This window comes from Pseudonocardia sp. ICBG1142 (genome assembly GCF_020496255.1).
In the GTDB taxonomy this organism is placed as follows: Bacteria; Actinomycetota; Actinomycetes; order Mycobacteriales; family Pseudonocardiaceae; genus Pseudonocardia.
This window is the reverse complement of record NZ_JAHLJC010000030.1, coordinates 1,003,070-1,027,877: the sequence shown is the minus strand read 5'-3', so window position 1 is coordinate 1,027,877 and position 24,808 is coordinate 1,003,070. Positions and strand designations below refer to the sequence as shown.

Genomic DNA, 24,808 nt, shown 5'->3' with positions numbered 1-24,808 from the left:
CGGCCTCACGCGGCACCCCGGAGGGGTCCCGTGCCGCTAGACCCATGCCATCTCACGGTCACCCCTGGAGTTCCTATGTCTACGTACAGTAACCACTTTGACCTCAGCGAACGAACAGAAGTGTTCATGGCGGCGGCGGTCGCTGCCGTGGATCGCGGCTGGCCGCTGTTCGTGCTTGGCCGGTCGAAGCGGCCGGTCGCCAACTGCGCACGCTGCCGCGCCGCCGACCCATCGCATGACCGGCAGGCCTGCGGATGCCTGACCTGCCACGGCTTCTACGCCGCCACCCTCGACCCGGCCCGCATCGCCGCCATGCTGGCCGCCGTCCCCGGCGGACTGTTGGCCGTGCGTACCGGCGCACCGTCAGGTCTGGTTGTGGTCGATATCGACCCCCGCCACGGCGGGCGCCTCGACCCGGCACTGATGCCGCCCACCCTCGGCGCCGCCACCGGCGGAGGTGGCTGGCACCTCTACTACCGACACCCCGGCATACCCGTGGTCTCCCGCGCCCTGCCCGGCCGGGACGGCGTGGACATCAAGGCCGACGGCGGCTACGTCGTGCTCTCGCCGTCGGTGCATCCCGACACCGGTCAGGCCTACCGGTGGCTGCCCGCACCACGACCAGTCATCGAGATGCCCCCCGCCCTTCGCGGCCTGGTCCTCACCGCACCGACCTCGCAGCCTGAACCCAGCGCACCACCGACAGAGAGCCCCGCTCCACGCCCGATACCCACCGGCAACTGGGGCAGGGGCATCTCATCCCCGGACGCGCTGCTCGCTGCGACCCTGGCCACCGTCCGGACCGCCCCGAAAGGCCGCCGCCGAGCCACCTTGTACGGCGCCGCACGCGGCCTGGCCCGCATGGTCGCCGCCGGGGCCCTCACCCGCACCGCCGCCGTCGCCGCCCTCACCGATGCAGGCCACGCCGCCCAGCAAACCGAACGCGACATCCACGCCGCGATCACCGGCGGCTTCCGAGACGAAGGAGTCCCCGCATGAGCCCCGCCCCTGACCCCACCCCCACCGCAAACGGCCCACAGGAAGGCAGTCAGAGCCCCGTGAACGCGCCCGAGACCGCACCCCCTACCACCCGACACGAACCAACCACCACCGACGAGAACACGCCCCACCGCCCCACTCCGGGCGACGCCATGGAGGACACCGAGGGCACCGAGAACGCTGGGGCCGAGCTGCTCGACGACGTGCTCAGCGTGCTGCGCCGGTACGTGATCCTGCCGTCCGAAGCCGCCGCCCACGCCGTCACGCTCTGGATCGCAGCCACCCACGCCCAACCCGCATGGGCTCACGCCGCTCGCCTGGTCATCCGCGCGCCGGAGAAGCGCTGCGGCAAGTCTCGACTGCTCGACATCGTCGAGGCGCTGTGCTGGAACGCGTTCATCACCGTCAACAGCAGCCCGTCGGCCATCTTCCGATCGATCACCGACGACCCGCCCACGCTGCTCGTCGACGAGGCCGACACGATTTTCGGCCCGGCCGCCGGAGCGAACGAAGACCTGCGAGGGCTGCTCAATGCCGGTCACCAACGCAACCGGCCCGCGATGCGCTACGACGCGGCCAAGCAGCAGGTGGAGCGCATCCCCACGTTCGCCATGGCCGCGCTCGCCGGGATCGGGACCATGCCCGACACCATCGAGGACCGGGCCGTCATCGTGCGGATGCGCCGCCGCGCCGACGGTGAGCACGTCGACCCGTACCGCTTCCGCCGGGACCGGCCCGCCTTGCAGACCCTCTGCGGAAGCCTGCACCGATGGGTCCGGCAGGTGCTGCCCGCCCTGGAGCAGGCCGCGCCCGCCATGCCGGTCGAGGACCGGGCCGCCGACACCTGGGAACCCCTCGTCGCCATCGCCGACCACGCCGGAGGCGACTGGCCCGACCGAGCCCGCGCAGCCATCATCGCCCTGCTCGGTGAAGCCTACGACAACGACCAGGGCTCCGAACGAGTCCGGCTCCTCATCGACTGCCACGCTGCGCTCGCCGACCTGCAGGCCATTCCCTCCAAGCTGCTGCTGGAACGGTTGCGCGCCGATCCAGACGCCCCGTGGTCGGAGTTCGGCGGACCAGCCGGGCTGACCATTCGCAAGCTCGGGCTGATGCTCGCCGACTTCGGGATTCGCTCGACCACGCTCCGATTCACCGAAGGGCAGATGAAGGGCTACCGGTGCGTCGACTTCTCCGACGCCTGGCACCGCTACACCCCCTCGGTGTTCGACTCCGACGGCGCCGAGACCGATGTCGAGGCAGCCGACACCGAGCCGGGAGGACCAGACATCCGTACCAAGCGTCCCAAGCGTCGCACCGCAGGTCAGGCCCGGGACGCTTGTTCTCCCGGTACGGATACAAGCGTCCCACCCGACGAGCCCCGGTACGGATACAAGCGTCCCACCGAAACATCCGTACCACCCCTGACCAGGCATGCAACGCTTGGGACGCTTGGTACGGATACCCCGCACCTCCGCGCCGTCGGAGGTGGAGCGTGAGTGCCGTTCCCGCGCCGAGCGGTCGCGCTGACACTGCTGAGATCGTCGGGCTCTTGGCCCGGCTGGCCGAGCTACTGACTCCTCCGGCGCCTGTCGTTGTCGAACGGCGCTCTTTTCCATCGCGGACACTTCTCACCGTTGAGGAAGCGGCCGAATGGCTGGGGATCGGTCGAACACGGATGTTCGCGCTCGTGAAGTCCGGCGACATAGAATCCGTACGGATCGGGCGATTGCGGCGGATCTCAATCGACGCACTGAGGCTTATTCAGGCTCCGTCAGGTAAGTGTGTAGAAGATGAGTCCGATGACTGCCGAGATTGTCGTTTTAAATGTGGCGTAGGGCCGCCGGTAGTCTGTGTGGAGAACTTTCCACGTTTTGATATGGGCGATGACTCGTTCGATGGTGGCGCGTGTGTGGTTGAGGCTCTTGTTGAATGTTTTTTGCCAGTCGAGAAGTTCCCGGCCGGGTGGTTTTTTGAACGGGGTGAGCATGCCGCGCCCGATGTATCCTTTATCGCCGATCGGGGAGTATGTGGCGAGGTGGTCGAGGGCGCCGGATTGGTCGAGGCAATATAGGTCGTGTCGGGAGCCTGGGGTCGGGTCGGAGATCCACGACAGCTGCCCTTCCAGGGTGGCTGCGACCTGGACGACGACGCCGGTGGTGCGATGCTTGCCCGACCACAGACCCGGCACCGCGGCCCATGACCAGCAGGGCAGCAAGGTTCCATCGATGATGTACTGCCGATCGGCACGAAGCTCCTCTGCCGTCGGAACGACACTCCGCAGCGCCTGTGCCAGCAACGGTGTCACCCCCGTGATCGCTCGACTAACCGTCGACTGCGACACCCCATAGGTTTCCGCCAACTCCCACTGCACACGATTCCCGCGCAGATACGCCAACGTGATCACCACCGACCAGAACAACCCCAGAACCGGCGGCCAAGACAAACGTGCCTCCGTCGCGTCCCGCTGATCCTGCTCATACACTATAGCGACAAGATCCTGAATTTCATCACGCCGGAAACCAGTGGTATAGTACATACTGCGGCAGCCCGTTCATCTCGGATTGATTCGGCAAACCAATATTCGCGATGGACGGGCTGTCGCCCAACCCGACACGCCGGGCTAGATCGTTATTTCACGGGGCCTGAATAAGCCTCACTGACTTCGTACATTGCACAGCTCGCAGTGGCGTCCAGTCCCGAATGCCCGATCGACGAGAGCGAGAACAGCGATGCCGCGTAGGAAGCGGGAGGAAGGTACGCGCGCACCAAACGGTGCGTCATCGATCTTCTACAGCACATACGACAAGTGCTGGATCGGCAAGGTCACGATGGGAGTGCGCGACAATGGCAAGCCCGACCGCCGGACCGTCAAGCGGAAGAACGAGACGGAGGCGATCCGCGCTGTTCGCGAGTTGGAGAAGCAGCGCGACTCCGGCAAGGTGCGCAAGCCTGGACAGGCCTGGACCGTCGAAAATGGCTCACGCACTGGCTCGACAACATCGTGGGTCCAGCACTGCGCCCGAAGACGGTTGCCCGGTACCGCACGGACGTCGTCGAGTACCTCATTCCAGGGCTCGGCGCGCATCGCCTCGACAAGCTCCAGCCAGAGCACATCGAGAAGCTGTACGTGAAACTCCGCGCGCGGCGACCCGCGCTGGCGTCATCGTCGATCTACCACGTGCACGCCACGCTGCGGACGTCGCTCAACGAGGCATTGCGACGCCGTCATATCGTCGAGAACCCGGCTCTCGTCGCGCGGGCACCACAGCTCGTGGAGCCAGAAATCGAACCGCTGACATTGGAGGAAGCGCGGCGCATCCTGGCCACCGCCAGCGAACGCCGAAACGGCGTCCGCTTCGCTCTCGCGCTGGCGATGGGCTTCCGTCAAGGCGAGGCAATCGGGCTGAAGTGGTCCGACCTTGATGTTTGTGGCGGAACCATCACGGTCCGGCGCGCCCTTCAACGCGGGACGTGGCGTCACGGATGCGCTGATCCGCGCGCGTGCGCTGCAGATTGGCACAAGACAGAGCGCTGCCCGATCGATTGCCGCCACCACACGCGGGCTTGCCCACCGCTGTGCCCCGACGATTGCAAGGGGCACGCGCGCCACTGCCCGCGGCGACAGGACGGGGGTGTATTCGAGGCCGACACGAAATCGCGCGCCGGGCGCCGTGTCGTGAGTGTTCCGCGCCCGCTCATGCTGTGGCTCGAACGCCACCGCCAAGAACAGCGGGCGGAACGGAACCTGGCGGTGGAGATGTGGCAGGACGGCGATTGGATGTTCGCTCAACCGACCGGTCGACCACTCGACCCGCGCCGCGACTACCAGGAATGGCGAGACATGCTCACGGCGTCATCCGTGCGGCCCGCCAGGCTGCACGACGCGCGCCACACGGCCGCGACGATGCTGCTCGTCCTGAAGGTCCCCGTACGGGCCGTTATGGACATCATGGGATGGTCGGAAGCGTCGATGGCTTCCCGGTACATGCACGTGCCGGACGAGCTGAAACGGGAGATAGCCGGGCAGGTCGGCGGGCTGCTGTGGGCGTCACCGTCGGACATAGCTGACGCTGCCCGCCAGGAGGGCCTGAGTCGGGTCCAGGAGGCCGCCATCCGGGATCTCGCGGACACGCTGCCGGACACGTGGCGGAGTCGACTGCTCGACCTCTTGCAGGACGGTGGGGACGACGGTCCGGCGGGCGTGCTGATGCCTGCCTAGCGGGTACAACTGGTCCCCAAACTGGTCCCGACATGCGACCAGGGACTTCCGATAGTCGGGAAGTCCCTGGTGAGAGGCGAGCCGCCTTGGGGAGTCGAACCCCAGACCTACGCATTACGAGTGCGTCGCTCTAACCGACTGAGCTAAGGCGGCGTGGTGCGGAACTAGTGTAGCGGCGCCCTCCACGCCACCGGAGCACCCCCCACCGGCTCCCCGACCGATACGGTTCGGCCGAACAGTGCCCCACCGCGTCCACGGCCCCGGGATCATCCGGAAGTCGGACGCCCACTGCGTCGTCCGGAGACAGGATCACCCCCGTGACGATGCGGCTGCTGGCGGTCCTGGCCCTACTCCTGGTGAGTGCGGCGACGTGGCTGGACGGACGTGCACCAGTTCCCGTCCCGACTGACGCGGACCCCGGCGTGTTCAGCGCGGACCGGGCGATGCGCACGGTGCACGACCTGGTCGACGGCCCGCGCCCGGGCGGGAGCCAGGCCGCCGGTGCCGCCCGGGACGCGATCGCCGCCCGGCTGAGCGCGGCCGGGCTGACCACACGGCTGCACTCCTCGACCGGCATCGGCGGGGCCGACGACAGGCTGACCGCGGCACCGGTCGACAACCTCGTCGCCACCCTGCCCGGCACCGACCCGACCGGGGCGGTCGTTCTGTCCGCGCACTACGACTCGGTCGCGAGCGGGCCCGGCGCCGCGGACGACATGGCGTCAGTGGCAGCGATCCTGGAGGCGGTGCGCGCGATGCGGGAGGGCCCGCCGCTGCGCAACGACCTCGTCGTGCTGATCACCGACGCCGAGGAGGTCGGTCTGCTCGGCATGCAGGCCTGGGTGCGCGACGAGCTGAGCCCATCCGCGCGCCCGACGGTCACCGTGAACTTCGAGGCGCGCGGGGTGTCCGGGCCGTCGCTGATGTTCCGGACCTCCCCGGGCAACACCGGGCTGGCCCGGGTGTTCGCCGACGCCGTCCCGCACCCCACGGGCGACTCGTCACTGGTCGAGATGTTCCGGCTGCTGCCCAACGACACCGACCTCACCCGGGTCATCGACGCCGGCCGGCCCGGCATGGACGTCGCGTTCGTCGAGCAGCCGGTGCAGTACCACACGACGGGCGACGCTCCGGAGAACCTGAGCGCGGCAAGCCTGCAGGGGCACGGCGAGGCCGCGCTGGGTCTGGCCCGTGCCCTGGGGAACCAGGATCTCGCCCCGCTCGACCCGGCGGCGTCCGGTGCCGCACCACAGGGCGACGCGACGTACTTCCGTCTCGCCGGGACGACCGTCGTGTACCCGTCGTGGCTGGCGTGGCCGGTGGCGACGCTCGGGGCGGTCGCGGTCGTCGCCGCAGTGCTGGTCGCGCGTCGGTGCGGGGCGACGACGGTGCCGCACGTCCTGGGTGCGGCGGTGCTGCTGCTCGTCGCGGCCGTCGCCACGGTGTTCGCGTCGGTGGGGCTGTGGCAGGCGCTCCTGGCGGTGCACCCGGTCTGGGCGGACACCGGGCCGTTCCTGCACCGCCCGATCCCGGTGCAGGCAGCCGCGGTGGCGCTGGCCGTCGCAGTGACGGCACTGTGGTGGCTCGCGGTGCGCCGCTGGGCGGGCACCGCCGGCGCGGCGACGGCCGGGGCGCTGGTGCTCGCCGTGCTGGGCCTGGTCACAGCGGCCACGGTGCCGGGCGCGTCGTACCTGTTCGCGTGGCCCGCGGCCGCCGCGGGCGCCGGGCTCGCTGCCGCCCTGGCGCTACGGGGGCGCCCGGTCGGCGCGACGGCAGCCGCCACGCTGGGCGCGGTACCGGTGGCGGCACTGCTGGTGCCGCTTGGCTGGGATCTGTTCGTACTGTCCGGGGTGTGCGACGGCGTCCCGGCCGCGGCGCTCGTGCTCACCGCCGCGGCGCTCACGCTCGTTCTCGTACCGGAGGGGGTGCGACGCGCGGCGGCCGGAGACCGGCCCGGGCGGGCGTGGCCGGTGCCCGTCGCGGCGGTGCTGGCCTCGGTCGTCCTCGCCGGGGTGGGGGCGGCGCTGAACGGTCCGTCGGCGGAGCGGCCGCAGGCCTCGCACCTGTCGTTCCTGCAGGACGACGAGGGTGCCCGCTGGGTCAGCAACCAGACCGTCCCTGCGCCCTGGACTGCCCGCTACCTGGACACCCCGGCGCGGGAGGTGCCGGCCTGGCCGGGGCCGGACGAGGTCCGGACCGGGCCGGCGCAGCCGCTGGCCGTGCCGGGGCCGCGAGCGGAGGTCCTGAGCCGCACCGCGGACCGGGCGGTGCTGCGTGTGACGAGCCCGCGCGGGGCGCCGGGGATCACGCTACGACCGGACCGGGCCGTCGCCGCGGCGACCGTGACCCCCGCCGGACGGCCCGCGGTGTCGGCCGCGCCAGCGGACGGGCTGACCGAGGTGCGGCTGCACGCGGTGCCGGCCGCGGGTGCCGTCGTCGAGCTGGTGACGGGGCCGGGGCCGCTGAGCGTGGCCGTCGCGGACCTCTCGCCGGGGCTGAATGGGGTGCCGGGCTTCGTGCCGCGGCCGCCGGAACTGCGGGGGGCGCCGGACCCCACCAGCGACCAGGTGGTGCTGGCGACGCGGGTGGAGCTCAGGGGGTGAACGGGAAGCAGTGTGAGGTGGCCGGTCATCCACGGTGCAGCGCGGTCATCATGGCCTCGACGGCGATCCGCGGCTTCACGTTCTGCTCCAGCGCGTCGCGGCAGGCGAGCACCGCCTCCAGCCGGCGCAGGCTCGACTCCGGGCCCCACTCGGCGGCGGCCACCCGGATCTCGCGGTCGCGGTCCGGGTTGGTCAGCGGCACCGTCGCACCGGTCGCGGCGACGATCGCGTCCCGGTAGAAGCCGGCGAGGTCGACCAGGGCACGGTCGAGCGCGTCCCGCTGCGTACGGGTGGCGCGGCTCTTCTGCCGCTTCTCCAGGTCCCGCTCGGCCGCCTTCGCCGAGCGGGCCGCCGCGGCGGCGCCCTTGCCGGTGCCCCCGGCCCCCATCGCGACCGCCAGCTCCTCACGCTCGGACTCGTCACGGGAGGAGCGCAGCTCCTCGGCCTCGGCCTCGGCCGCGCGGATCAGCACGTCGGCGTGGAAGAACGCGTCGCCGAGGCGACGGAGCTTCGTCGGCACGCCGAGGATCTCCTCGCGACGGGCACGGGCCTGCGGGTCACGGGCGAGGCGCCGCGCCCGGCCGACGTGGCCGCCGCACACCGACGCGGCCCACCGGGCCTGCTCGGGATCGATGCCGTCGCGGTCGCGCAGCACCCCGGCGACGGCGTCGGGCGCCGGGCTGCGCAGGTGCACCATCCGGCAGCGCGACCGGATCGTGACGGGCACGTCGTCGGGATGGTCGGACGGCGCGCAGAGCAGGAACACCGTCTCCGGGGCCGGCTCCTCGACCGCCTTGAGCAGCGCGTTCGACGCGCCCTCGGTGAGCCGGTCGGCGTCGGCGATGATCACGATCTGCCAGGTCCCGGTGGCGGGCTTGCGGGCGGCGAGCTGCACGAGCGAGCGCATCTCGGCGACCGAGATGGACAGTCCCTCGGGGACGATCTCCCGGACGTCGGAGTGCGTGCCCGCCATGACGGTCCTGCAGGCCGCGCACTCGCCGCAGCCGTGGTAGCGGCACTGCAGGGCGGCCGCGAAGGCGCGCGCGGCGTTGGACCGGCCGGAGCCGGGCGGGCCGGTGAACAGCCAGGCGTGGGTCATCGCCGACGGGTCCGATGCCGCCGCGTCCAGCTCGGCGACGGCGGCGGGCTGGCCCACCACGTCGTCCCACACACTCACGACGATCCCTCCTCCGTCATCTGCCGGCGCGCGACGACGCCGACCGCCGCCGCCAGGACGCCCGCCCCGGCGAGCACGAACCGCGTGCCGTCGACCAGCAGCGCGGTATCGCCGACGGTCACCGTCCGGGTCGCGACGACGCCGACGACGACCGGCACCACCGACATCGCCCCCAGCAGCACCAGCCGGACCAGGGACTGCACGAACGCGTTGACCCGGCCGCGGATCCCGTCGGCGACCTCGGTGCCGATGATCGTGAGCCCGGTCAGGAAGGCGATCCCGGCGAACGCGCCGACGACCAGCACCGCGGCGATCGCCATGAACAGGTGCACCGCCACCGCCACGACGACGAGCGACACCCCGGCCCCGACGATCGCGCTGCCGAACAGCCGCCGGTGCGGCACCTGCCGGGCCAGCACCGGGCCGAGGGCCATGCCCGCGGCGAGTCCGGCGAAGACCGACGCGAACAGGATCGAGTACGCCGCGTCCCCACCGCCGAGGCTCGACGCGTAGAGCTTGGCCGTCGCGATCACGGCGCCGCCCGCGGTGAACCCGCCGACGACCCCGACGACCAGCCCGCGCACGAGCGGGGTGCGGACGACGTAGGTGTAGCCGTCGCGCAGCAGGTACAGCAGCGACGGCGGGGCCTGCTGCCGCTCGGCCTCGGTGGCCCGGCCGGAGATCTCGGGGATCGCGAAGTACACGACCAGCGCCGAGAGCAGGAACGCGAACCCGTTGAGGCACAGCGCCGCGTAGACGGTGGTCTCCTGGTCAGCCCCGAACATCGGGCCGACCTTGCTGACCAGCGCGAACAGCCCCGCACCGCCGACGACCGCGACGCCGTAGGTCACGAGCAGGCCCAGCTGCGCGGCACTCTCCATCTGCGCCGGGCTGCGCAGCAGGTTCGGGACGGCCGCGTCCTTCGCCGGGATCCAGAACATGGTGCACAGCTCGAGGAGCAGGGTCACGACCAGCAGCCACCACAGCTGCCCGACGAACGGGATCGACAGCAGCAGCACGAACTTCGCGAGGTCACAGGTCACCATGACCTTGCGCCGGTCGAAGCGGTCGGCGAGCACCCCGGCGAGCGGCCCGAACAGCAGCGACGGCACCAGCTTGGTCGCGACGACGCCGCCGAGCGCGAAGCTCTGCGCGGTGAACCCGGCGCCCGCGGTGAGGTGGGTGGCCAGCGAGGTGAGTGCCAGCAGCGCCAGCCACTCGCCGGTCGCGGTGACCGCGGTGACCGACCAGAGCCTGCGGAAGGCGGGGATCGCGAGGACCGACGTCAGGCGGTGCGACGACGTCGACGACGACGGGGTCGTGATCGCGGCTCACCTCCTCGCCCGGTGCGGCGTGCGGATGTTCAGGCTAGACGGGGCCACCGACGGCGACCGCGGGACCTCAGACGATCGTCGACAGTGTCTGGACCAGGATCACCAGGTAGATCAGTACGAAGACAATCGTGAACACCCGCGCTCCGACCCGGCCGCGGGTGAGCCGGGAGAAACCGAGCAGTCCCTCGTCGAGGTCGACCGGGGGCCGGGCGGACACCGCGGGCGGCCGGTAGACCGTCCCGACGGGTTCCTCGTCGCCGGAACGGGGTCGGCGCGGGGCGGGCAGCCGGGGCACCGGGCCGGTCGGGGACCGCCGGGGCACGGGCGGGACCGGCGACGACGGGGCGGGCGTCACAGGGCGGCGGGGCCCGGGGACCGAGTCGTCCGCGTCCTCGTCCGGGGTGGGGATGGCGGCGGGGCCCGGCCTGCGGCGCCGGACCGCGGTCAGGGTCCGCCGGGTGGGGCCGTCGATGTCGGGCCCGCCCGCAGCGGGCTGCTCACCGTCCGAGGACGGGTCGGGGTCCGGCCGGTCCGCGGGCGCGTCCTGTGCCGCCCCGGCGGGGCCCGCGGGGTGGGCACCCCGCTCCCGGGCCCGCCGGTCCGCCTCGCGCTCGGCGACCAGCCGCGCCACGCCCCAACGCCCGTCGTCGGCGGGGGCCGGCGCGGGGCGGCTGTTCCTCCACCGCACGGCCATGACGGCATGCTAGGCCGCGACCAGCGGTGACGCCTGCTTCCGACGGGGTATGGCGCGCGGTGCCGCCCGGCCGGGTGACCCGCCCGGGCGGAGCGTCACCCGCCGTCGGGCAGGCGGTTCCCCTCGTCCGGCCGGCCCGGCTGCGGCCCGGAGTCCGGCGCGGGCGCCGGAGCAGGTGCCGGAGCCGGGCTGCCCGGGGGCGGCGGCGGAGCGGGCACCGACCCGCTGCTGACCTGCAGCGTCACCTGCTCACCCGGGAGCGCTGCGCCGCGGGGCTCCTGCCCGACGACCGTCCCCTCGGGAGCGTTGTTGTCGACGGTGCGGGTGGTGACCTGCCACCCGGCACCCTCCAGCTCACCGCGGGCGTCGCTCACCGACCGGCCGACGACGTCCGGGATGCGCGACTCGGCGCCGCCGTCGAGGTAGCGCGGGTCGGTCGGCGGCAACGGGGTCGGCGGGGTGTTCGCGACGAGCGGGCCCACCGCGCCGTACCAGGTGCGGGCCGGGGTCTTGCCGCCGAAGATGTTGCCGTTCCCGCAGGCGAAGGGGGCGCCGCCGCCGTCGCAGAGGGGTCGCGGCCGGTTGGAGTTGTCGAAGGTGATGACCGCGCCGGCCATCTCCGGGATCGCACCCATGAACGCGGCCGACTTGTGCTGCTGGGTCGTCCCCGTCTTGCCCGCCATCGGCCGGGTCCAGCCCGCGGCCCTCGCCGCGGCGGCGGAGGTGCCGGCGACGTCGTCCTTGCTCAGGCCGGTGACCAGGGTGTTCGCCAGCGCGGGATCGACGGCCTGCTGGCAGGGCTCCTCGGTGATCGGGACGGGCTTGCCCTCGGCGTCGGTGATCGAGTCGATCGGCGTCGGCGGGCACCACTTGCCCTGGGAGAACAGGGTGGCGCCGACGTTGGCCAGCTCCAGCACCGACGTCGGGGTGACGCCGAGCGTGAACGACGCGAGCCGCTGGTCCTTGATCACCTCGGCGATCGAGCGGTCGGTGCGCTTGCCGGTGCCCGGGTCGACGAACGGCGTCGTGGCCAGCGACTTCATGCCGAGCCGGACGGCCATGTCGACCACGTCCGGCACCCCGGTGAACTCCTCGAGCTTGATGAACGCGGTGTTCGGCGACTGCGCGAGCGCATCGGTGAGGCTCATCCGGCCGGGGTAGTTGCCAGCGTTCGCGACGGGGACGGGGCGGCCGCTGCCGTCGACGTAGATCGGGGAGGCGTAGCCCGAGGGCGGCACCTGCATCGAGTAGTTGATGCCGAGGCCCTTCTCCAGCGCGGTGGCCGCGGTGAAGATCTTGTACGTCGACCCGGCACCGAGGTTGACCGGCTGGTACGGCAGGCCGTAGCTGGTCTCCTCGGCGTCGGCGTTCAGGCCGAACGTGCGGCTCGACCCCATCGCGAGCACCCGGTGCTTGTCCTGGCCGGGCTGGACCAGCGACATCACGTTCGCGACGTTGGGGGTGTCCGGCGGCACCTCCTTGTCCAGGGAGCGCTTGACCTCGGTCATCGCGCGGCGGTCCAGGGTGGTGCGGATGGTGTAGCCGCCGCGCTGGATCTGCTCCTCGGTGAAGCCGGCCTCGGTCAGGTACTGCGTCACGTACTTGCAGAAGAAGCCCATGTCGCCGGCGCCGATGCAGCCGTTCGGCACCCGGACCAGCGGGTTCGCGACGCCGAGCGGAGCGGCCATGGCCTGCTTCGCCTGGGCGTCGTCGATCATCTGCTGCTGGCGCATCTGGTCGATCACGACGTTGCGCCGCTGCAGCGCGGTCTGCGGGTTCTGCACCGGGTCGAACTGGGTGGTCGAGCGGACCATCCCGGCGAGCATCGCGGCCTGCGGGACGGTCAGCTTGTCCGGTGTGGTGTTGAAGTACGTGCGCGCCCCGGCGGCGACGCCGTAGGAGCCGTTGCCCAGGAAGACGATGTTGAGGTAGCGGTTGAGGATCTCGTCCTTGGACAGCTGGCGCTCCAGCTGCAGGGCGATCCGCGCCTCCTTGAGCTTGCGGGCCGGTGTCTGCTCGGTGGCCTTGAGCCGCTCGGCCTCGCTCGTCGCGTCGACGTAGAGCATGTAGTTCTTGACGTACTGCTGGGTGATCGTCGAGGCACCCTGGACGACGTCGCCGGACGCCGAGTTCGCGACGACCGCGCGCAGCGTGCCCTGCCAGTCGACGCCGTCGTGCTCGTAGAACCGGCGGTCCTCGATGGCCAGCATCGCGCCCTTCATCGCGGTCGAGATCTGGTCGTTCGTGACCTCGGTGCGGTTCTGGTCGAACAGATAGGCGATCGGGCGGCCGTCGGAGTCGGTGAGCGTCGTCGTCAGCGGCGGGCGGGTGCCGACCAGGTCCGCCGAGCTCGAGGTGACGCTGTCACCCGCCTCGTTGGACAGCATGCCGAGGCCGCCGACCAGTGGGAAGGCCATGCCCGCCGTGATCACACCGAGCAGGACGCACAGGCCGGCGAGGACGCCGAGCGGGCGGAGCAGACGCCGGGGGAACCTCACGGGACCAGCCTACGGGCCACGGCGTCAGGAACCGGTCAGGCCGACACCCCCCGGGTTGCGTAGTTTTGCGCGCTGACCCGGACACCCTCCGCGGTCGAGGATCGACGCATCACGTCGCGGGCCACCGGGCCCGCACCGGCCCGAGAGGCGACCCGATGCTCGACACCCTGCGTCCCGTCACCGGCAGGCCCCGCCTGCGTCCCGCCGTCGTCGTCCGCGCCTGCACCGCGGTCTGGAACTGGCGGTCGGCCGCACGCTGCCGCACCGAGGACGCCGAGAACCTGTTCGTCACCGGCGCCGACCAGCGCGAGGCACGTGAGTTCTGCCTGTCCTGCCCGGTCCGCACCGAGTGCCTCGCGCACGCACTGGACCACCAGGTCGAGTTCGGTGTGTGGGGCGGGATGACCGAGCGGGAGCGCCGGGCGCTCCTGCGGCGGCGCCCGGACGTGCGCGACTGGGCCGCGCTGCTCGGACGCGCGCGCTCCGACCACTACGCCGGACGCAGCAGGAGCGCCTGACCCGATAGCGTCAGCGGCGTGCTGGAGTTCCTGGCCGGTCTCTACCGGACGCACGCCGACGATCTCGCCACGGTGATCGACCAGCAGCGGGCGCTCCTCGCCGGCGGCACGATCACTCCGCAGCTCGACGACGTCGAGGCCGAGCTGACCTACCTGCTGCTGCGCCACCACCGGCCGTCGCAGGTGGTGGAGGTCGGCACCTACTACGGCTGGTCCACCACCTGGATCCTGTCCGCGCTGCGCGACAACGGGGCGGGTCACCTGCAGTCGTTCGACCTGGTCGACCACGTGTGCGGCACCGTGCCCGAGGAGCTGTCGGCCGGGCGCTGGACGTTCCACCGCGGGGACCTGCGCGAGACCGTCGAGAAGGTCCCGGCCGGCACCGGCTACCTGTTCGTCGACGCCGACCACGGACGCCGCTTCGCCCGCTGGTACCTGGAGCACCTGTTCGGGCGGATCGCGACGGGCACGCCGACCAGCGTGCACGACGTGTTCCACCTGCCCCGGGCACGGCCGTTCACCGAGGGGGCCGAGGTCCTGCGGCACCTGGGGCGCAGCGGCACCGGCTGGTTCACACCGTCGCGGGCCGCGGCACCGCGGAACCTGCGTGCGCTCGACGCCGTCCGGGCCGAGCTGGGGATCACCGGGGCACGCGGGACCTCGCGCAACCCGATGATCTTCTTCTCGATGCCCTGAGCTCAGCGGGCGGGATCGCGCAGCCCCTCGACGACGCCCTCCAGCACGGTCGCGAACCGGTCGGCCTCGGTCCGGTCCAGCCCGGACAGCAGGCGTTCCAGACGCGCGTCGAGCCGTCCACGGGTGCGGTCGACCGCGGCCCGGCCCGCGTCGGTGAGTGCGACGGCGACCGCCCGACGGTCGGTCCCGTGCGGACGGCGGAGCAGCAGTCCGTGCGCCTCGAGGGTGCTGACGTGCCGGCTGGCGACACTGCGCTCCAGCCCGACGGCGGCGGCCAGCTCGGTGGTGCTGACCCCGTCGCCGAGCCGGGCCAGCCCGGACAGCACCGGGTAGGTGGTCGCGTCGAGACCGTCGATGCCGCCGGTCAGTGCCGCGTGCAGCCCGGTGCGGGTGTCACGCAGCAGGAGCCGGCCGAGGGCGTCCGCACAGCGTCGTTCGGGGGTCACACTCCCCACGATACGTGCATCTTGCACGCTCCCCACCGTCCGGCGTACCGTCCGAATGCGTGCACAGTGCACGCTCATGGAGGGAGTGGTCATGACCGGAGCGGTGGATCCCGAGGACGTCCTGCCGGACGGGGTCGAGTACGCGGAGCTGGGCGGGACGCCGGTGCGCAAGGGCACGGTCGCCGCGTTCGTCGCGACGGCGCGGTCCCTGGAGGCGCTGCCAGCGGGCGACCCGGCCGAGGCCGGTCTGGCCGCGCACCTGCGTGATCTGCTGCCGGGCCTGCGCGCGGTCGGAGTGCTGGAGGTGTTCGCGCCCCGCTCGGCCCGGCTGCGGGCCGCGCTCGGCGTGTCCTGAGCTCAGCCCGCCGACGCCGCGGCGCGGGACTCGGTCTCGCCGGCCAGCAGCGCGCCGACCCGACGCAGCCCGTCGAGGTCGGCGATGTCACCGGCCAGCGCGGGCACCCGCGTCACCGCCACACCGGGGTGCGCGGCGGAGAACCGGGTGAGCAGGTGCTCCTCCCGTTCGTGCAGGTCGACGCGGTCGGCGTGCAGCCGCAGCACCGCGGCCGCGATCTGCGACCCCGGTCCGCCGACCTGCTCGGCCGCGGCCCGCGCGCGGGCCGCGGAGACCGGCGCGAGCACCGGGTGGGTCCGGTTCAGCACGAGCCCGGCCAGCGGCATGTCCTCCGACGACAGCCGCTCGGTGAAGTACGCCGCCTCGCGCAGCGCGTCCGGCTCCGGTGCGGCGACGACGAGGAACGCCGTGCCCTCCGAGCGCAACAGCGCGTAGGTCTTGTCGGCCCGCTCGGCGAAGCCGCCGAACAGGGTGTCGAAGGCCTGCACGAACGCCGACGCGTCCTGCAGCATCTGCCCGCCGATGATCGAGCCGACGGCCTTGGCGAACAGTCCGAACCCGGCCTCGACGATCCGGCGCAGCCCGCGGCCGCCCGCCCGGGCGGGCGCGGCGAGCAGCTTGATCATGCGGCCGTCGAGGAAGCGGGACATGCGCTGCGGGGCGTCGAGGAAGTCCAGCGCCGAGCGCGAGGGCGGTGTGTCGACGACGACGAGGTCCCACGTCCCGGCGCCGGCGAGCTGACCCAGCTTCTCCATCGCCATGTACTCCTGCGTCCCGGAGAACGAGGAGGAGACCGTCTGGTAGAAGGGGTTCTCGATGATCTTCTGGGCCCGCTCGGGCGGGGCGTGCGACTCCACCATCTCGTCGAAGGTGCGGCGCATGTCCAGCATCATCGCGGCGAGCTCGCCGTCGACCGCCTTCACCGGGGCGGGGTCGTTCGACAGCTCGTCCACCCCGAGTGCCTGGGCCAGGCGCCGCGCCGGGTCGATGGTGAGCACGACGACCTGACGGCCACGCTCGGCGGCGCGCACCGCGAGCGCCGCAGAGGTGGTCGTCTTCCCGACGCCCCCCGAGCCGCAGCACACGATGACCCGGGTGGCCGGGTCGTCGATCAAGGCGTCGACGTCCAGCACCCCGTCCGGCGCCGGGTCGGTCCTGCTGGTCATCGGCGGGCCTCCAGGTGCACTCCCTGCGCGGTCATCGACTCGGCGAGCTCGTAGAGCGAGCCGAGGTCCACACCGCCGAGCAGCGCGGGCAGGGTGATCCGCGGCAGCGGTGGGGTCGGCTCGGTCTCCAGCCGGCGCAGCGCGGCGGTCTCCCCCTCGACGGCGACGGCGTGTTCCACGGTCTCGGCGACCAGGCCGTCGATCTCGGCGGGGGCCAGCTCGATCCCGGCGCTCTGCAGGCCGTTGCGGATCCGGGTCGCGTCGACCCGGCCGCCCGCGGCGGCGGTGACCGAGCGGTCGGGCAGCCACTGCTCGCGCATCCGGTTCACCACGACCGAGCCCAGCGGGATCCCGGCGGCGTCGAGCTCGGCGACGTCGTCGAGCGTCTCGGTGACCGGCAGGTCCGACAGCAGTGTGACCAGGTGCACCGCGGTGAGCGGGGAGTGGATCAGCGCCTCGACGCCCTTGGCCTGCCCGTGGATCGGCCCGACCTTGGCCAGGTCGGCCATCGCCCTGGTGACGTCGAGGAACGACACGAGACGACCGGTGGGCGGCGCGTCGAGGACCACCGCGTCGTAGGCGGGGAGGCCGTCGGACTCCGTGCGGGTGACGCACTCCTTGGCCTTGCCGGTGAGCAGCACGTCACGCAGGCCGGGGGCGAGCGTGGTCGCGAACTCGATCGCGCCCATCCGGCGCAGGGTCCGCCCGGCCACGCCGAGCCGGTAGAACATCTCGAAGTACTCCAGCAGCGCGGCCTCGGCGTCGACGGCCAGCGCCCGCACCTCGCCACCGCCGGGAGCGACCGCGATCCGCCGCTCCTCGTACGGCAACGGCGCGGTGTCGAAGACCTGGGCGATGCCCTGGCGGCCCTCGACCTCGACGAGCAGCACCCGCTTCCCACCGCCGGCCAGGGCCAGCGCGAGGGCGGCGGCCACGGTGGTCTTGCCGGTTCCCCCCTTGCCGGACACCACGTGGAACCGCACGCGGGAGAGCGCATCGGGCCACGGGTCGGGGCGGGTTCCGGGCTCGGGCCGGACGGTCGTGCTCACGTCGACCAGCGTACGAGCGCCCACCGACAGCGGCCCGTCGGCGAGGTGCGTCCCACAACGGACGGGCGCGTCCCACGCTCCGGCGGTGGGCGTCCGTCGCAGCGGGACGGCCATCCGTCGCGCCACGGCGGTTCGGTGTCGGGTGCCCGGGTTACAGTCCCGCCCATGAGCTCCCCGGTCGTGAAGTGGGAATACCTGACCGCCCCCCTGCTGATCCACAACACCAAGGCGATCCTGGACAACTTCGGCCGCGACGGCTGGGAACTGGTCACGGTGACCAGCGGCGCGAACGCCGAGCAGCTGGTGGCGTTCTTCAAGCGGCCGGTGCAGCAGTGAGCGCACTCGCCCGGCTGACGGAGCTGGGGTTGACCCTGCCCGCCGTGGCCACACCGGCCGGCGCCTACATCCCGGCCCGGCGCAGCGGGAACCTGGTCTTCACCGCGGGCCAGGTCCCGTTCGTGGACGGCAAGGTCGCCGCGACCGGCAAGGTCGGCGACACCGTCACCCCCGAGCAGGCCTACGACCTGGCCCGGATCTGCACGCTGAACGCGCTCGCCGCGATCGACGGGCTGGTCGGCCTCGACAGCGTCACCGGCGTGGTGAAGGTCGTCGGGTTCGTCGCGTCGGACCCGTCGTTCACCGGCCAGCCCGGCGTGATCAACGGTGCGTCGGACCTGCTCGGTGAGGTGTTCGGTGAGGCCGGGGCGCACGCCCGGTCGGCCGTCGGCGTCGCGGTGCTGCCGCTGGACGTACCGGTCGAGGTGGAACTGACCGTGGAGATCGAGGACTGAGGTCGGGTCGACATGGGTGTGTCCGCCGGGGTCCCGGCCGGTCACGAGCTGCTGCTGCGGCTCGCCGGCCGGGTTCCCGACGAGCTGCTCTGGCGGCTGCGCGACTGGCTGGCCGCCGGGGACACCACGGCGCTCGGCGCGGTCCTGCCGCGCACACTGCTGCGGCACCGGATCGGGCTGACCGGGCACGAGCGCACCCTGCTGGCCGAGGTCGTCGGGCCGGACGCGCCGTCGCGGCGCCTGGTCGACGCGGTGCTGCCCGGCACACCCCCCGCCCCGCCCACGTTCACGGCGGGCGAGCCGGACCTGGCCGCGTGGTCGGCCCTGTCGGTTGTGCGCGACGAGGCCTCCGCGCTGCTGCTGGCCGTGCGCGACGACGGAGCCCGCGTGCTGCTCGTGCGTGACGCGCAGCGGCCGCACCTGCTCGCCGCCGCGGTCGCGCGGCTGCTGCGCGTCCACGGTGACCGTGTCCCGCGCGTCGAGGCCCTCACCGGCGACGCCCCGACCGAGTACCACGAGGCCGCGTGCACCGCGGCGGCGGCGTTGTGGAGCCGCGAGCCGGTCCCCACCGGCTGACGCGGGACCGCGAAGGAGGCCCCATGTCCGACCCCACGTACCGCCTGCTGCGGGAACTGGCCGGCCGGGTGGACGACGACCTGCTCGCCACCGGACGCGAGCTCGTCGCCGTCGGCGAGGAGGGGCACGCGCTGGAGCTGCTGGTCGCCGAGCTCGTCGCGGGACGGGCGGTGCTGCCGCACGCGGTGCGCTCCGAGCTGGTCACCGAAGCGGCCGCCCGCCGGGTGCAGCCCGACGCCGACGCCTGCCTGCCGCCCGCCGCGGACGTCGCCGCGGGTCCGCACCGGTTCGACGGCGACGGTCCGCCCGGTGCCGCGGAGGCGGTGGCCGCCGCACTCGCCGGCGTCCCGGTCCCGGAGTCGGGCTGGACGCTGGCCTGGCGCACGACGCCCGCCGGTGCCGCCCCCGGCCCGCTGCCGCAGCCGGTGCTGCTGGCCCGCACCGGACCGCACGACGCACCCGAGGTCCTGACCTACCAGGCGCAGGCGGCGCTGGCCCGGGCCGGGCTGGTCGTGTCGGTCGAGGTCGGCGACGACAGCCCGGACCCCGACTACCACCGCACCGCCCGGGAGGTCGCGCGGCCGCTCCCCGCCGCTGCGCCGCTCCCCGCCGCGCCACTCTCCACGGCACCACCCACCGCCGCACCACTCTCCGCCGCACCGCCGCTCCCCGCAGCCGCCTCCTCTGCGCCGTCCCACGACACTCCGTCCCACGACGCCCCGTCCCGTGACGCCCCGTCCCGTGAGGCTCCGTCCCGTGACGACGTGTCGGCGGAGGGCGCCCTGCCCACCGGCGACCGGCCGGCCCCACCCACCTCGGCCCACTCGTCCGACCGGGCTCCCGACGACCGGCCGTCCGTCCGGGCCGGGCTCGTGTCCGCGGCGGTCCCCCCGGACCCGCGGCCCGACCGGGACGCGCCCTCCATCGACCCGGACCCCGAGCCCGACGCACTCGGCGGCCTGGGCAGCGACGCGGCGCCGGCGTTCGATGCCGTACCGGCCCGGGACCGCGCCGACGGCTCGCCCGTCCGCCCCGCCGTCGCTGCGGAGGTCCCCGACCCGGGGCGATCGCCCGCACCGATCCCCGACGACCGCCCCGCGCCCCGCACCGACGGCCCCTCCACGCAGGTTCCGGAACCGGCGGACCGACCCGGCCACGTCGATCCGGTGTCGACGGGGAGGACCACCACCTCGCCGGGAACGAGCGGGCCCGGCGACCGGCCGGTCCGGTCCTCCGACGCTGCCGCCTCCCGCACCGGCGCGGACCCGGGCACCCCCGCGACCGGCTCCGCGACGAGCCCGTCCGACGCGACCGGTCCGGGCCCGGACACCGGCACCTCGGCCGGCACCGCACACGGTCCGGAGACGGCCACCGCCGACCCGGCCGTTCACGGCCCGGAGGCGGGCACCGCCGATCCGACCGGCACGACAGTGCGCCCTGCGACCCGCGGCCCGCGGGCCGGCACCCCCGACAGCGCCGATCCGGGTTCGGCGGGGTCGCGCGGCCCCGCGGCCCGACCGGTCGCGGTACCCGCCGAGGGCGAGGACACCGCGCATCCGGCACCGCGGCCGTCGCCGCCGATCCGGGCGTTGCGGGAGGCCACGGGGGGCGACTGGTTCGACTCACCCCCGGAGGCCGGCAGCCCGAACCCGACGCCGGCGAGCGGCGTCGCCGAGGTCTCCGACGTCCCCCGGCACCGGTTCGTCGCCGAATCCGTCGGTCCCGGCAACGGCCACTCCCCGGACCAGAACGGGGCGCACCCCGCGACCGCGGACCGCGGGCCCGTGGCGGGGCCGCCGGAGCGTCCGGTCGCGCCCGACACGTCGCCGTCCGGCCGGCCACCGCGCCCCTCCGACGGACCGCCGACACCACCGGTCAACCGGGCACGTCCCGGGCCCCCGGGGTCTCCGACTGCGCCGGAGACCCCGACTACGCCTGAGTCCCCGACCACGCCCGTTCCACCGGTCGCCGCCACGGATCCGTCCCCGGTCGGCCGCCGGTCGACCCGGCGTGACCTCGACGTACCGCCCCGCGGGGCGGCCGGGCGGGCGCCCGCGGGCAACGGGCCTGCCCCGGTCGTCGCGCATCTGCCCGTCGGAGCACCCGCGGCGCCGGGCCCCGACGAGGCGTCCTGGCTCGCGGACTGGGCCTCGGGCGCCTGGGTCGGGGAGATCGGGCCGCCGGAGGAGCCGGCGCGGACCGATCGGACCGACCTGAGCGATGTCGACCGCACCGTTCCGGGCACGCCGCACGTCGTCCCCGCTGTGAACGGCACCGCGCCGGCTTCCTCGGAGACCCCGGCGGACGCGGACCACGCCGTCCCCGCCCCGCACGCACGCGCCGGACTGCCCGACACCGGTCGGGCCCCGGACGAAGCAGGATCCGACCCCGTCGACGAGGCACCCACCCCACCCCCGGGCGTCCCGATCCGGCGCGCCCCGGCTCCCCCGGCGCCGGCCGACCGGGACCGCCGCCCCCGCCACCTCCTGCTCACCGATGACGAGCCGGACGAGCCGAAGGAGCCGGACGAGCCGGACGAGCCCGTCGCGGACACCACCGAGCCGGCCGACGTCGTGACGCCCGCACCGGCGACGGACCAGCCCGCGCCGCGCCCGCCGGAGGAGCCCGCGGCGGGGCTCGCGACAGGGCCCGCGGAGGCACCCGCCCCGAGGCCGCGACCACGACCCCGCCCGTCCGGGGGCCTGGCCGACCGGCTCACCCCCACCGAACAGGACCTGCTGCAACGGCTGCACGAGGAGCTCGCGGCCCGCGAGAACGGCGGCGAACCGACCCCCCGCAACGGCACCGCCCGCACCGACCGGGGCTGATCCGGCCGGGTTCCGGGGGACCGTCACCCGCGAACTCGCTTACCCGGTAAGCGAGTTCGCGGAACAGCGTCCCCCGGGCGAGAGCGGGAGCTCGGCCAGGCGGGGCGGGAACTCAGCCAGGCGGCGGGAACTCGGCCGAGCGGGAGCCGGAGCGCAGCAGCCGGGCCGGAGCAGGAGCGCAGCAGCCAGGCGGGAGCAGGAACTCCGCCGGACCGGAGCAGCAGCTCAGCCGCTCCGGAGCGGGCACTCAACCGACCGCGCGCACGATCCGGTCGATCACCCGCTGCAGGTGCAGCGCCCGGGCGGCGTCCACCGGGAGGTCCGCACCCGAGCCGATCGCGTCCGCGAGGTCGTCGAGCAGCGCACCGAAGCAGGCGACCGCATCGGCCGGGCGTCGGTCGAGCACGTACCGGCCGCGGCCGTCCGCTCCGAGCCCGCCGACCAGCGCGACCTCGAACTCGGTCGGGTCCACCGGGACGCGCAGCGACAGCACCACCGAGCTGCGGGCGCCGCCGTCGTGGACGAGGCCGATCCGCCACAGGTCGGGCTCGTCGCGGTGGGCGTGGTCGACGTCGACGACCGGGCCCAGCGCCGCGTCCAGCAGGTCCACGACGTGCGGACCGACGTCGAGCAGCGCCCCGTGCTCGGCCCGCCACGACGACGCCGCGAACGGCCCGCCGAGCAGAGCCCCGGACAGCCAGCGCGCGGTCGCGGTCGTCCCCGGTCCGCCGGCGCCGGTCGGGACCGCGTCGAGCCAGGCCCGGATCGCCGGGTCGAACCGCAGGGTCAGCATCGTCGCCGACCGGACGCCCGACGCTGCGACCGCGGCCGCGGCCCGTTCGGCGGCGGGCAGGTCCGCGGCCAGCGGCTTCTCCAGCACCACGTGCTTCCCGGCGGCCACGACCCGCTCCAGCAGCTCGGCCTGGACGGCGGGCGGGACGGCGAACGCGACGGCGTCGCACGCGTCGAGCAGGTCCTCGACCGAGGCATGCACGGGACCGCCGGAGACCGCGGCGATCTCGGCGGCCGCCTCCGGTCGTCGCGCCCACACCCCGGCCGCCGACCAGCGGGGATGCGCCGCGATGGCGGGGGCGTGCACCTGTCGCGCCCACGGCCCGGCGCCGAGCAGTCCGATACGCATGCGGGCATTCTCACCGCCGACCGGCCCCGCTCATGACCTAGGGTCGGCGGCCATGAGCGATGATCCGGCGACGCAGCCGGTCGAGCCGAGGGCCGCCGCGACCGTCCTGTTGGTCCGCGACGAGCCTGCCGGCGGTGACCTGCAGGTCTTCCTGCAGCGACGAGTGGCCGGGATGGCGTTCGCCGGCGGCATGACCGTGTTCCCCGGCGGCGGTGTCTCCGCCGGGGACGAGCCGGACCCCGCCCGCTGGCGCGGCCCGGACCCGGCCCTCTTCGGCGCCCGGCTCGCCCAGCCGGCGGACCTGGCCGCCGCGCTGGTGACCGCGGCCGTCCGCGAGACGTTCGAGGAGTGCGGCGTGCTGCTGGCCGCCCCCACCGGCTCCGAACCCGGCCCGCTGGAGGCCGCCGCGGCCTGGCGGGACGACCTCGTCGCCCACCGCACCACGCTGCCGGAGCTGCTGGCGGCCCACGACCTGGAGCTGCGCGCGGACCTGCTGGTCCCGTGGGCCCGCTGGATCACCCCACCACGCAACCCGAAGCGCTACGACACCGCGTTCCTCGTCGCACGGGTGCCGGACGGCCAGGTCGCCGACGACGCCACCACCGAGGCCGTCGAGGCGCGCTGGTGGACCCCGGCCGAGGCGCTTGCCGGCTACGACGACGGCGAACTCAAGCTGATGCCGCCCACCCTGCGGACCCTGCAGGAGCTGGACTGCCACACCACCGCCGACGACGTCCTCGCCGCGGCGGCCGAGCGCGACATCGAGCCGATCACGCCCGAGGTGCGGCGCGAGGGCAGGGTCGTCACGATCACCCTGCCCGGCGATCCCGACTGGATCTACGAGGAGGCCGTCCGGTGAGCCACCCGCTCTACGGAACCCTGCGCACCGCGCACCCGCTGGCGTCGGTGCTGCTGCAGGACAACCCCGGCCCGATGACGCTGGAGGGCACCAACACCTGGGTGCTGGCGGCTCCGGACGCGCACGACCGGATCGTCGTCGACCCGGGTGAGGACGACGGCACGCATCTGGAGGCGCTGGCCGACGGCCCACCGGTCGCCGCGGTCGTCCTGACCCACCGGCACCACGACCACGCCGGCGGGATCGGCCGGTTCGTCGAGCTGACCGGCGCACCCGTGTACGCCGCGGACCCCTCGCTGACGTCGGGGACCACCCCGCTGCTCGACGGCGCCGTCGTCACCGGTGGCGGGGTCGAGCTGGAGGTGCTGAGCACCCCCGGCCACACCTCGGACTCGGTGTCGCTGCTGCTGCGCGGCCCCGGCGCCGACGGCGTCGCACTGCTCTCGGGCGACACCGTGCTCGGCCGCGGCACCACCGTCATCGCCCATCCCGACGGCACCCTCGGCCCCTATCTGGACTCGCTGCGCCGGATCGCGGAGCTGCCCGCGGGCACCCCGGTCCTCCCCGGGCACGGGCCGGAGCTCCCGGACGCCGCCGAGACGGCGCGCCACTATCTCGCCCACCGCGAGCAGCGGCTGGAACAGGTCCGGGCGGCGCTGGAGCGGCTCGGACCGGACGCGTCGGCCCGCGACGTCGTCGAGGTCGTCTACGCCGACGTCGACACCTCGCTGTGGGACGCCGCCGAACTGTCGGTCCGGGCACAGCTGGATCACCTGCGTGGATGAACGGGGCTCCGCGGAGCGTTGGACCGGCGAGGCCCGATCGGCCTAAGGTCCCCGCATCCGCGGGGGCGTCG

22 protein-coding genes, 1 tRNA gene and 1 pseudogene are annotated in these 24,808 nt (G+C 73.7%); 14 read left to right on the top strand and 10 right to left on the bottom strand.

What is annotated here, in order from left to right; all coding sequences use genetic code 11:
- The first annotated feature begins 75 nt into the window (after nucleotides 1–75).
- The 3 genes and pseudogenes from KPL59_RS19055 to KPL59_RS19045 form a co-directional block, all read left to right on the top strand.
- Nucleotides 76–999 carry a bifunctional DNA primase/polymerase gene (locus tag KPL59_RS19055; protein WP_226361563.1) on the top strand — a complete coding sequence of 308 codons (924 nt, stop codon included), beginning with the start codon at nucleotides 76–78 and terminating at the stop codon, nucleotides 997–999.
- A 152-nt stretch (nucleotides 1,000–1,151) separates the two neighbouring features.
- Nucleotides 1,152–2,498 (top strand): DUF3631 domain-containing protein, encoded by a 1,347-nt coding sequence (locus tag KPL59_RS19050; RefSeq protein ID WP_226361562.1) that lies wholly within the window; start codon nucleotides 1,152–1,154, stop codon nucleotides 2,496–2,498.
- Nucleotides 2,495–2,755: pseudogene (locus KPL59_RS19045) on the top strand (helix-turn-helix domain-containing protein); the annotation flags it as partial. The gene KPL59_RS19050 and the pseudogene KPL59_RS19045, both read left to right, overlap by 4 nt.
- Nucleotides 2,756–2,773: 18 nt before the next feature.
- On the opposite strand, the gene KPL59_RS19040 reads toward KPL59_RS19045, so the two are convergent.
- On the bottom strand, nucleotides 2,774–3,538 hold the full coding sequence (locus KPL59_RS19040) for a transposase (protein WP_226361561.1): 765 nt from the start codon (nucleotides 3,536–3,538) through the stop codon (nucleotides 2,774–2,776).
- A gap of 465 nt (nucleotides 3,539–4,003) precedes the next feature.
- Between KPL59_RS19040 and KPL59_RS19035 the strand changes: the two genes are divergently transcribed.
- Entirely contained in the window at nucleotides 4,004–5,221 is a 1,218-nt protein-coding gene (locus tag KPL59_RS19035; RefSeq protein WP_308187916.1) for a tyrosine-type recombinase/integrase, read from the top strand.
- 79 nt (nucleotides 5,222–5,300) lie between these two features.
- Here the strand turns inward: KPL59_RS19035 and KPL59_RS19030 are convergent.
- A tRNA-Thr gene (locus KPL59_RS19030) sits at nucleotides 5,301–5,374 on the bottom strand.
- A 269-nt stretch (nucleotides 5,375–5,643) separates the two neighbouring features.
- Between KPL59_RS19030 and KPL59_RS19025 the strand changes: the two genes are divergently transcribed.
- Nucleotides 5,644–7,824, top strand: coding sequence for a M20/M25/M40 family metallo-hydrolase (locus KPL59_RS19025; protein ID WP_226352769.1), 2,181 nt, complete (start codon nucleotides 5,644–5,646; stop codon nucleotides 7,822–7,824).
- A gap of 25 nt (nucleotides 7,825–7,849) precedes the next feature.
- On the opposite strand, the gene KPL59_RS19020 is transcribed toward KPL59_RS19025, so the two are convergent.
- The 4 genes from KPL59_RS19020 to KPL59_RS19005 all read right to left on the bottom strand — a co-directional run bounded on the left by KPL59_RS19020 (nucleotide 7,850) and on the right by KPL59_RS19005 (nucleotide 13,527).
- Nucleotides 7,850–9,001, bottom strand: coding sequence for a DNA polymerase III subunit delta' (locus KPL59_RS19020; protein WP_226352770.1), 1,152 nt, complete (start codon nucleotides 8,999–9,001; stop codon nucleotides 7,850–7,852).
- Nucleotides 8,998–10,272, bottom strand: coding sequence for an MFS transporter (locus KPL59_RS19015; RefSeq protein WP_226362105.1), 1,275 nt, complete (start codon nucleotides 10,270–10,272; stop codon nucleotides 8,998–9,000). The genes KPL59_RS19020 and KPL59_RS19015 overlap by 4 nt, the downstream gene beginning before the upstream one ends.
- Before the next feature lie 130 nt (nucleotides 10,273–10,402).
- Nucleotides 10,403–11,029 carry a hypothetical protein gene (locus tag KPL59_RS19010; RefSeq protein WP_226361559.1) on the bottom strand — a complete coding sequence of 209 codons (627 nt, stop codon included), beginning with the start codon at nucleotides 11,027–11,029 and terminating at the stop codon, nucleotides 10,403–10,405.
- A 95-nt stretch (nucleotides 11,030–11,124) separates the two neighbouring features.
- Nucleotides 11,125–13,527 carry a penicillin-binding protein gene (locus tag KPL59_RS19005; protein WP_308187915.1) on the bottom strand — a complete coding sequence of 801 codons (2,403 nt, stop codon included), beginning with the start codon at nucleotides 13,525–13,527 and terminating at the stop codon, nucleotides 11,125–11,127.
- Between the two features lie 155 nt (nucleotides 13,528–13,682).
- Between KPL59_RS19005 and KPL59_RS19000 the strand changes: the two genes are divergently transcribed.
- The gene (locus tag KPL59_RS19000; RefSeq protein ID WP_082375646.1) at nucleotides 13,683–14,045 is read left to right on the top strand and encodes a WhiB family transcriptional regulator; all 363 of its coding nucleotides are present in this window, start codon (nucleotides 13,683–13,685) and stop codon (nucleotides 14,043–14,045) included.
- Between the two features lie 18 nt (nucleotides 14,046–14,063).
- Nucleotides 14,064–14,741 carry a class I SAM-dependent methyltransferase gene (locus tag KPL59_RS18995; protein ID WP_226352773.1) on the top strand — a complete coding sequence of 226 codons (678 nt, stop codon included), beginning with the start codon at nucleotides 14,064–14,066 and terminating at the stop codon, nucleotides 14,739–14,741.
- A 2-nt stretch (nucleotides 14,742–14,743) separates the two neighbouring features.
- On the opposite strand, the gene KPL59_RS18990 is transcribed toward KPL59_RS18995, so the two are convergent.
- On the bottom strand, nucleotides 14,744–15,187 hold the full coding sequence (locus tag KPL59_RS18990) for a MarR family winged helix-turn-helix transcriptional regulator (protein WP_202968445.1): 444 nt from the start codon (nucleotides 15,185–15,187) through the stop codon (nucleotides 14,744–14,746).
- Between the two features lie 91 nt (nucleotides 15,188–15,278).
- Here KPL59_RS18990 and KPL59_RS18985 point away from each other — a divergent pair, with 91 nt between their 5' ends.
- The gene (locus tag KPL59_RS18985; RefSeq protein WP_043280967.1) at nucleotides 15,279–15,542 is read left to right on the top strand and encodes a hypothetical protein; all 264 of its coding nucleotides are present in this window, start codon (nucleotides 15,279–15,281) and stop codon (nucleotides 15,540–15,542) included.
- A gap of 2 nt (nucleotides 15,543–15,544) precedes the next feature.
- Here the strand turns inward: KPL59_RS18985 and KPL59_RS18980 are convergent, their stop codons facing one another.
- Nucleotides 15,545–16,708 (bottom strand): ArsA family ATPase, encoded by a 1,164-nt coding sequence (locus KPL59_RS18980; RefSeq protein ID WP_226352774.1) that lies wholly within the window; start codon nucleotides 16,706–16,708, stop codon nucleotides 15,545–15,547.
- Entirely contained in the window at nucleotides 16,705–17,757 is a 1,053-nt protein-coding gene (locus tag KPL59_RS18975) for an ArsA-related P-loop ATPase (protein WP_226361558.1), read from the bottom strand. The genes KPL59_RS18980 and KPL59_RS18975 overlap by 4 nt, the downstream gene beginning before the upstream one ends.
- 165 nt (nucleotides 17,758–17,922) lie before the next feature.
- Here KPL59_RS18975 and KPL59_RS18970 point away from each other — a divergent pair, with 165 nt between their 5' ends.
- Genes KPL59_RS18970 through KPL59_RS18955 form a run of 4 tightly spaced genes read left to right on the top strand, consistent with a single transcriptional unit; the run spans nucleotide 17,923 to nucleotide 21,952 of the window.
- Nucleotides 17,923–18,093 (top strand): DUF4177 domain-containing protein, encoded by a 171-nt coding sequence (locus tag KPL59_RS18970; protein ID WP_020626603.1) that lies wholly within the window; start codon nucleotides 17,923–17,925, stop codon nucleotides 18,091–18,093.
- Nucleotides 18,090–18,548: a RidA family protein gene (locus KPL59_RS18965; protein WP_226352775.1), complete on the top strand. Its 459-nt coding sequence runs from the start codon at nucleotides 18,090–18,092 to the stop codon at nucleotides 18,546–18,548. The genes KPL59_RS18970 and KPL59_RS18965 overlap by 4 nt, the downstream gene beginning before the upstream one ends.
- 12 nt (nucleotides 18,549–18,560) lie before the next feature.
- Complete coding sequence (locus KPL59_RS18960) at nucleotides 18,561–19,124, top strand: hypothetical protein (protein WP_226361557.1); 564 nt, start codon at nucleotides 18,561–18,563, stop codon at nucleotides 19,122–19,124.
- Between the two features lie 23 nt (nucleotides 19,125–19,147).
- Nucleotides 19,148–21,952 (top strand): hypothetical protein, encoded by a 2,805-nt coding sequence (locus KPL59_RS18955; RefSeq protein ID WP_226361556.1) that lies wholly within the window; start codon nucleotides 19,148–19,150, stop codon nucleotides 21,950–21,952.
- A gap of 247 nt (nucleotides 21,953–22,199) precedes the next feature.
- Here the strand turns inward: KPL59_RS18955 and KPL59_RS18950 are convergent, their stop codons facing one another.
- Entirely contained in the window at nucleotides 22,200–23,093 is an 894-nt protein-coding gene (locus tag KPL59_RS18950) for a Gfo/Idh/MocA family protein (RefSeq protein ID WP_226353363.1), read from the bottom strand.
- 52 nt (nucleotides 23,094–23,145) lie between these two features.
- Between KPL59_RS18950 and KPL59_RS18945 the strand changes: the two genes are divergently transcribed.
- Together KPL59_RS18945 and KPL59_RS18940 are read left to right on the top strand one after the other, a co-directional pair.
- Complete coding sequence (locus KPL59_RS18945) at nucleotides 23,146–23,952, top strand: NUDIX hydrolase (protein ID WP_226361555.1); 807 nt, start codon at nucleotides 23,146–23,148, stop codon at nucleotides 23,950–23,952.
- Nucleotides 23,949–24,737, top strand: a complete 789-nt coding sequence (locus tag KPL59_RS18940; protein WP_226353361.1) for an MBL fold metallo-hydrolase — start codon at nucleotides 23,949–23,951, stop codon at nucleotides 24,735–24,737. Before KPL59_RS18945 ends, KPL59_RS18940 begins: the two co-directional genes overlap by 4 nt.
- The last annotated feature ends 71 nt before the right edge of the window (nucleotides 24,738–24,808 follow it).

What these genes read in the sequence shown, in the direction of transcription:
- KPL59_RS19055 (WP_226361563.1), top strand. Translation starts at nt 76, where the DNA reads ATGTCTACGTACAGTAACCACTTTGACCTCAGCGAACGAACAGAAGTG.
- KPL59_RS19050 (WP_226361562.1), top strand. Translation starts at nt 1,152, where the DNA reads ATGGAGGACACCGAGGGCACCGAGAACGCTGGGGCCGAGCTGCTCGAC.
- KPL59_RS19040 (WP_226361561.1), bottom strand. Translation starts at nt 3,538, where the DNA reads ATGTACTATACCACTGGTTTCCGGCGTGATGAAATTCAGGATCTTGTC.
- KPL59_RS19010 (WP_226361559.1), bottom strand. Translation starts at nt 11,029, where the DNA reads ATGGCCGTGCGGTGGAGGAACAGCCGCCCCGCGCCGGCCCCCGCCGAC.
- KPL59_RS19000 (WP_082375646.1), top strand. Translation starts at nt 13,683, where the DNA reads ATGCTCGACACCCTGCGTCCCGTCACCGGCAGGCCCCGCCTGCGTCCC.
- KPL59_RS18985 (WP_043280967.1), top strand. Translation starts at nt 15,279, where the DNA reads ATGACCGGAGCGGTGGATCCCGAGGACGTCCTGCCGGACGGGGTCGAG.
- KPL59_RS18980 (WP_226352774.1), bottom strand. Translation starts at nt 16,708, where the DNA reads ATGACCAGCAGGACCGACCCGGCGCCGGACGGGGTGCTGGACGTCGAC.
- KPL59_RS18970 (WP_020626603.1), top strand. Translation starts at nt 17,923, where the DNA reads ATGAGCTCCCCGGTCGTGAAGTGGGAATACCTGACCGCCCCCCTGCTG.
- KPL59_RS18960 (WP_226361557.1), top strand. Translation starts at nt 18,561, where the DNA reads ATGGGTGTGTCCGCCGGGGTCCCGGCCGGTCACGAGCTGCTGCTGCGG.
- KPL59_RS18955 (WP_226361556.1), top strand. Translation starts at nt 19,148, where the DNA reads ATGTCCGACCCCACGTACCGCCTGCTGCGGGAACTGGCCGGCCGGGTG.
- KPL59_RS18950 (WP_226353363.1), bottom strand. Translation starts at nt 23,093, where the DNA reads ATGCGTATCGGACTGCTCGGCGCCGGGCCGTGGGCGCGACAGGTGCAC.
- KPL59_RS18945 (WP_226361555.1), top strand. Translation starts at nt 23,146, where the DNA reads ATGAGCGATGATCCGGCGACGCAGCCGGTCGAGCCGAGGGCCGCCGCG.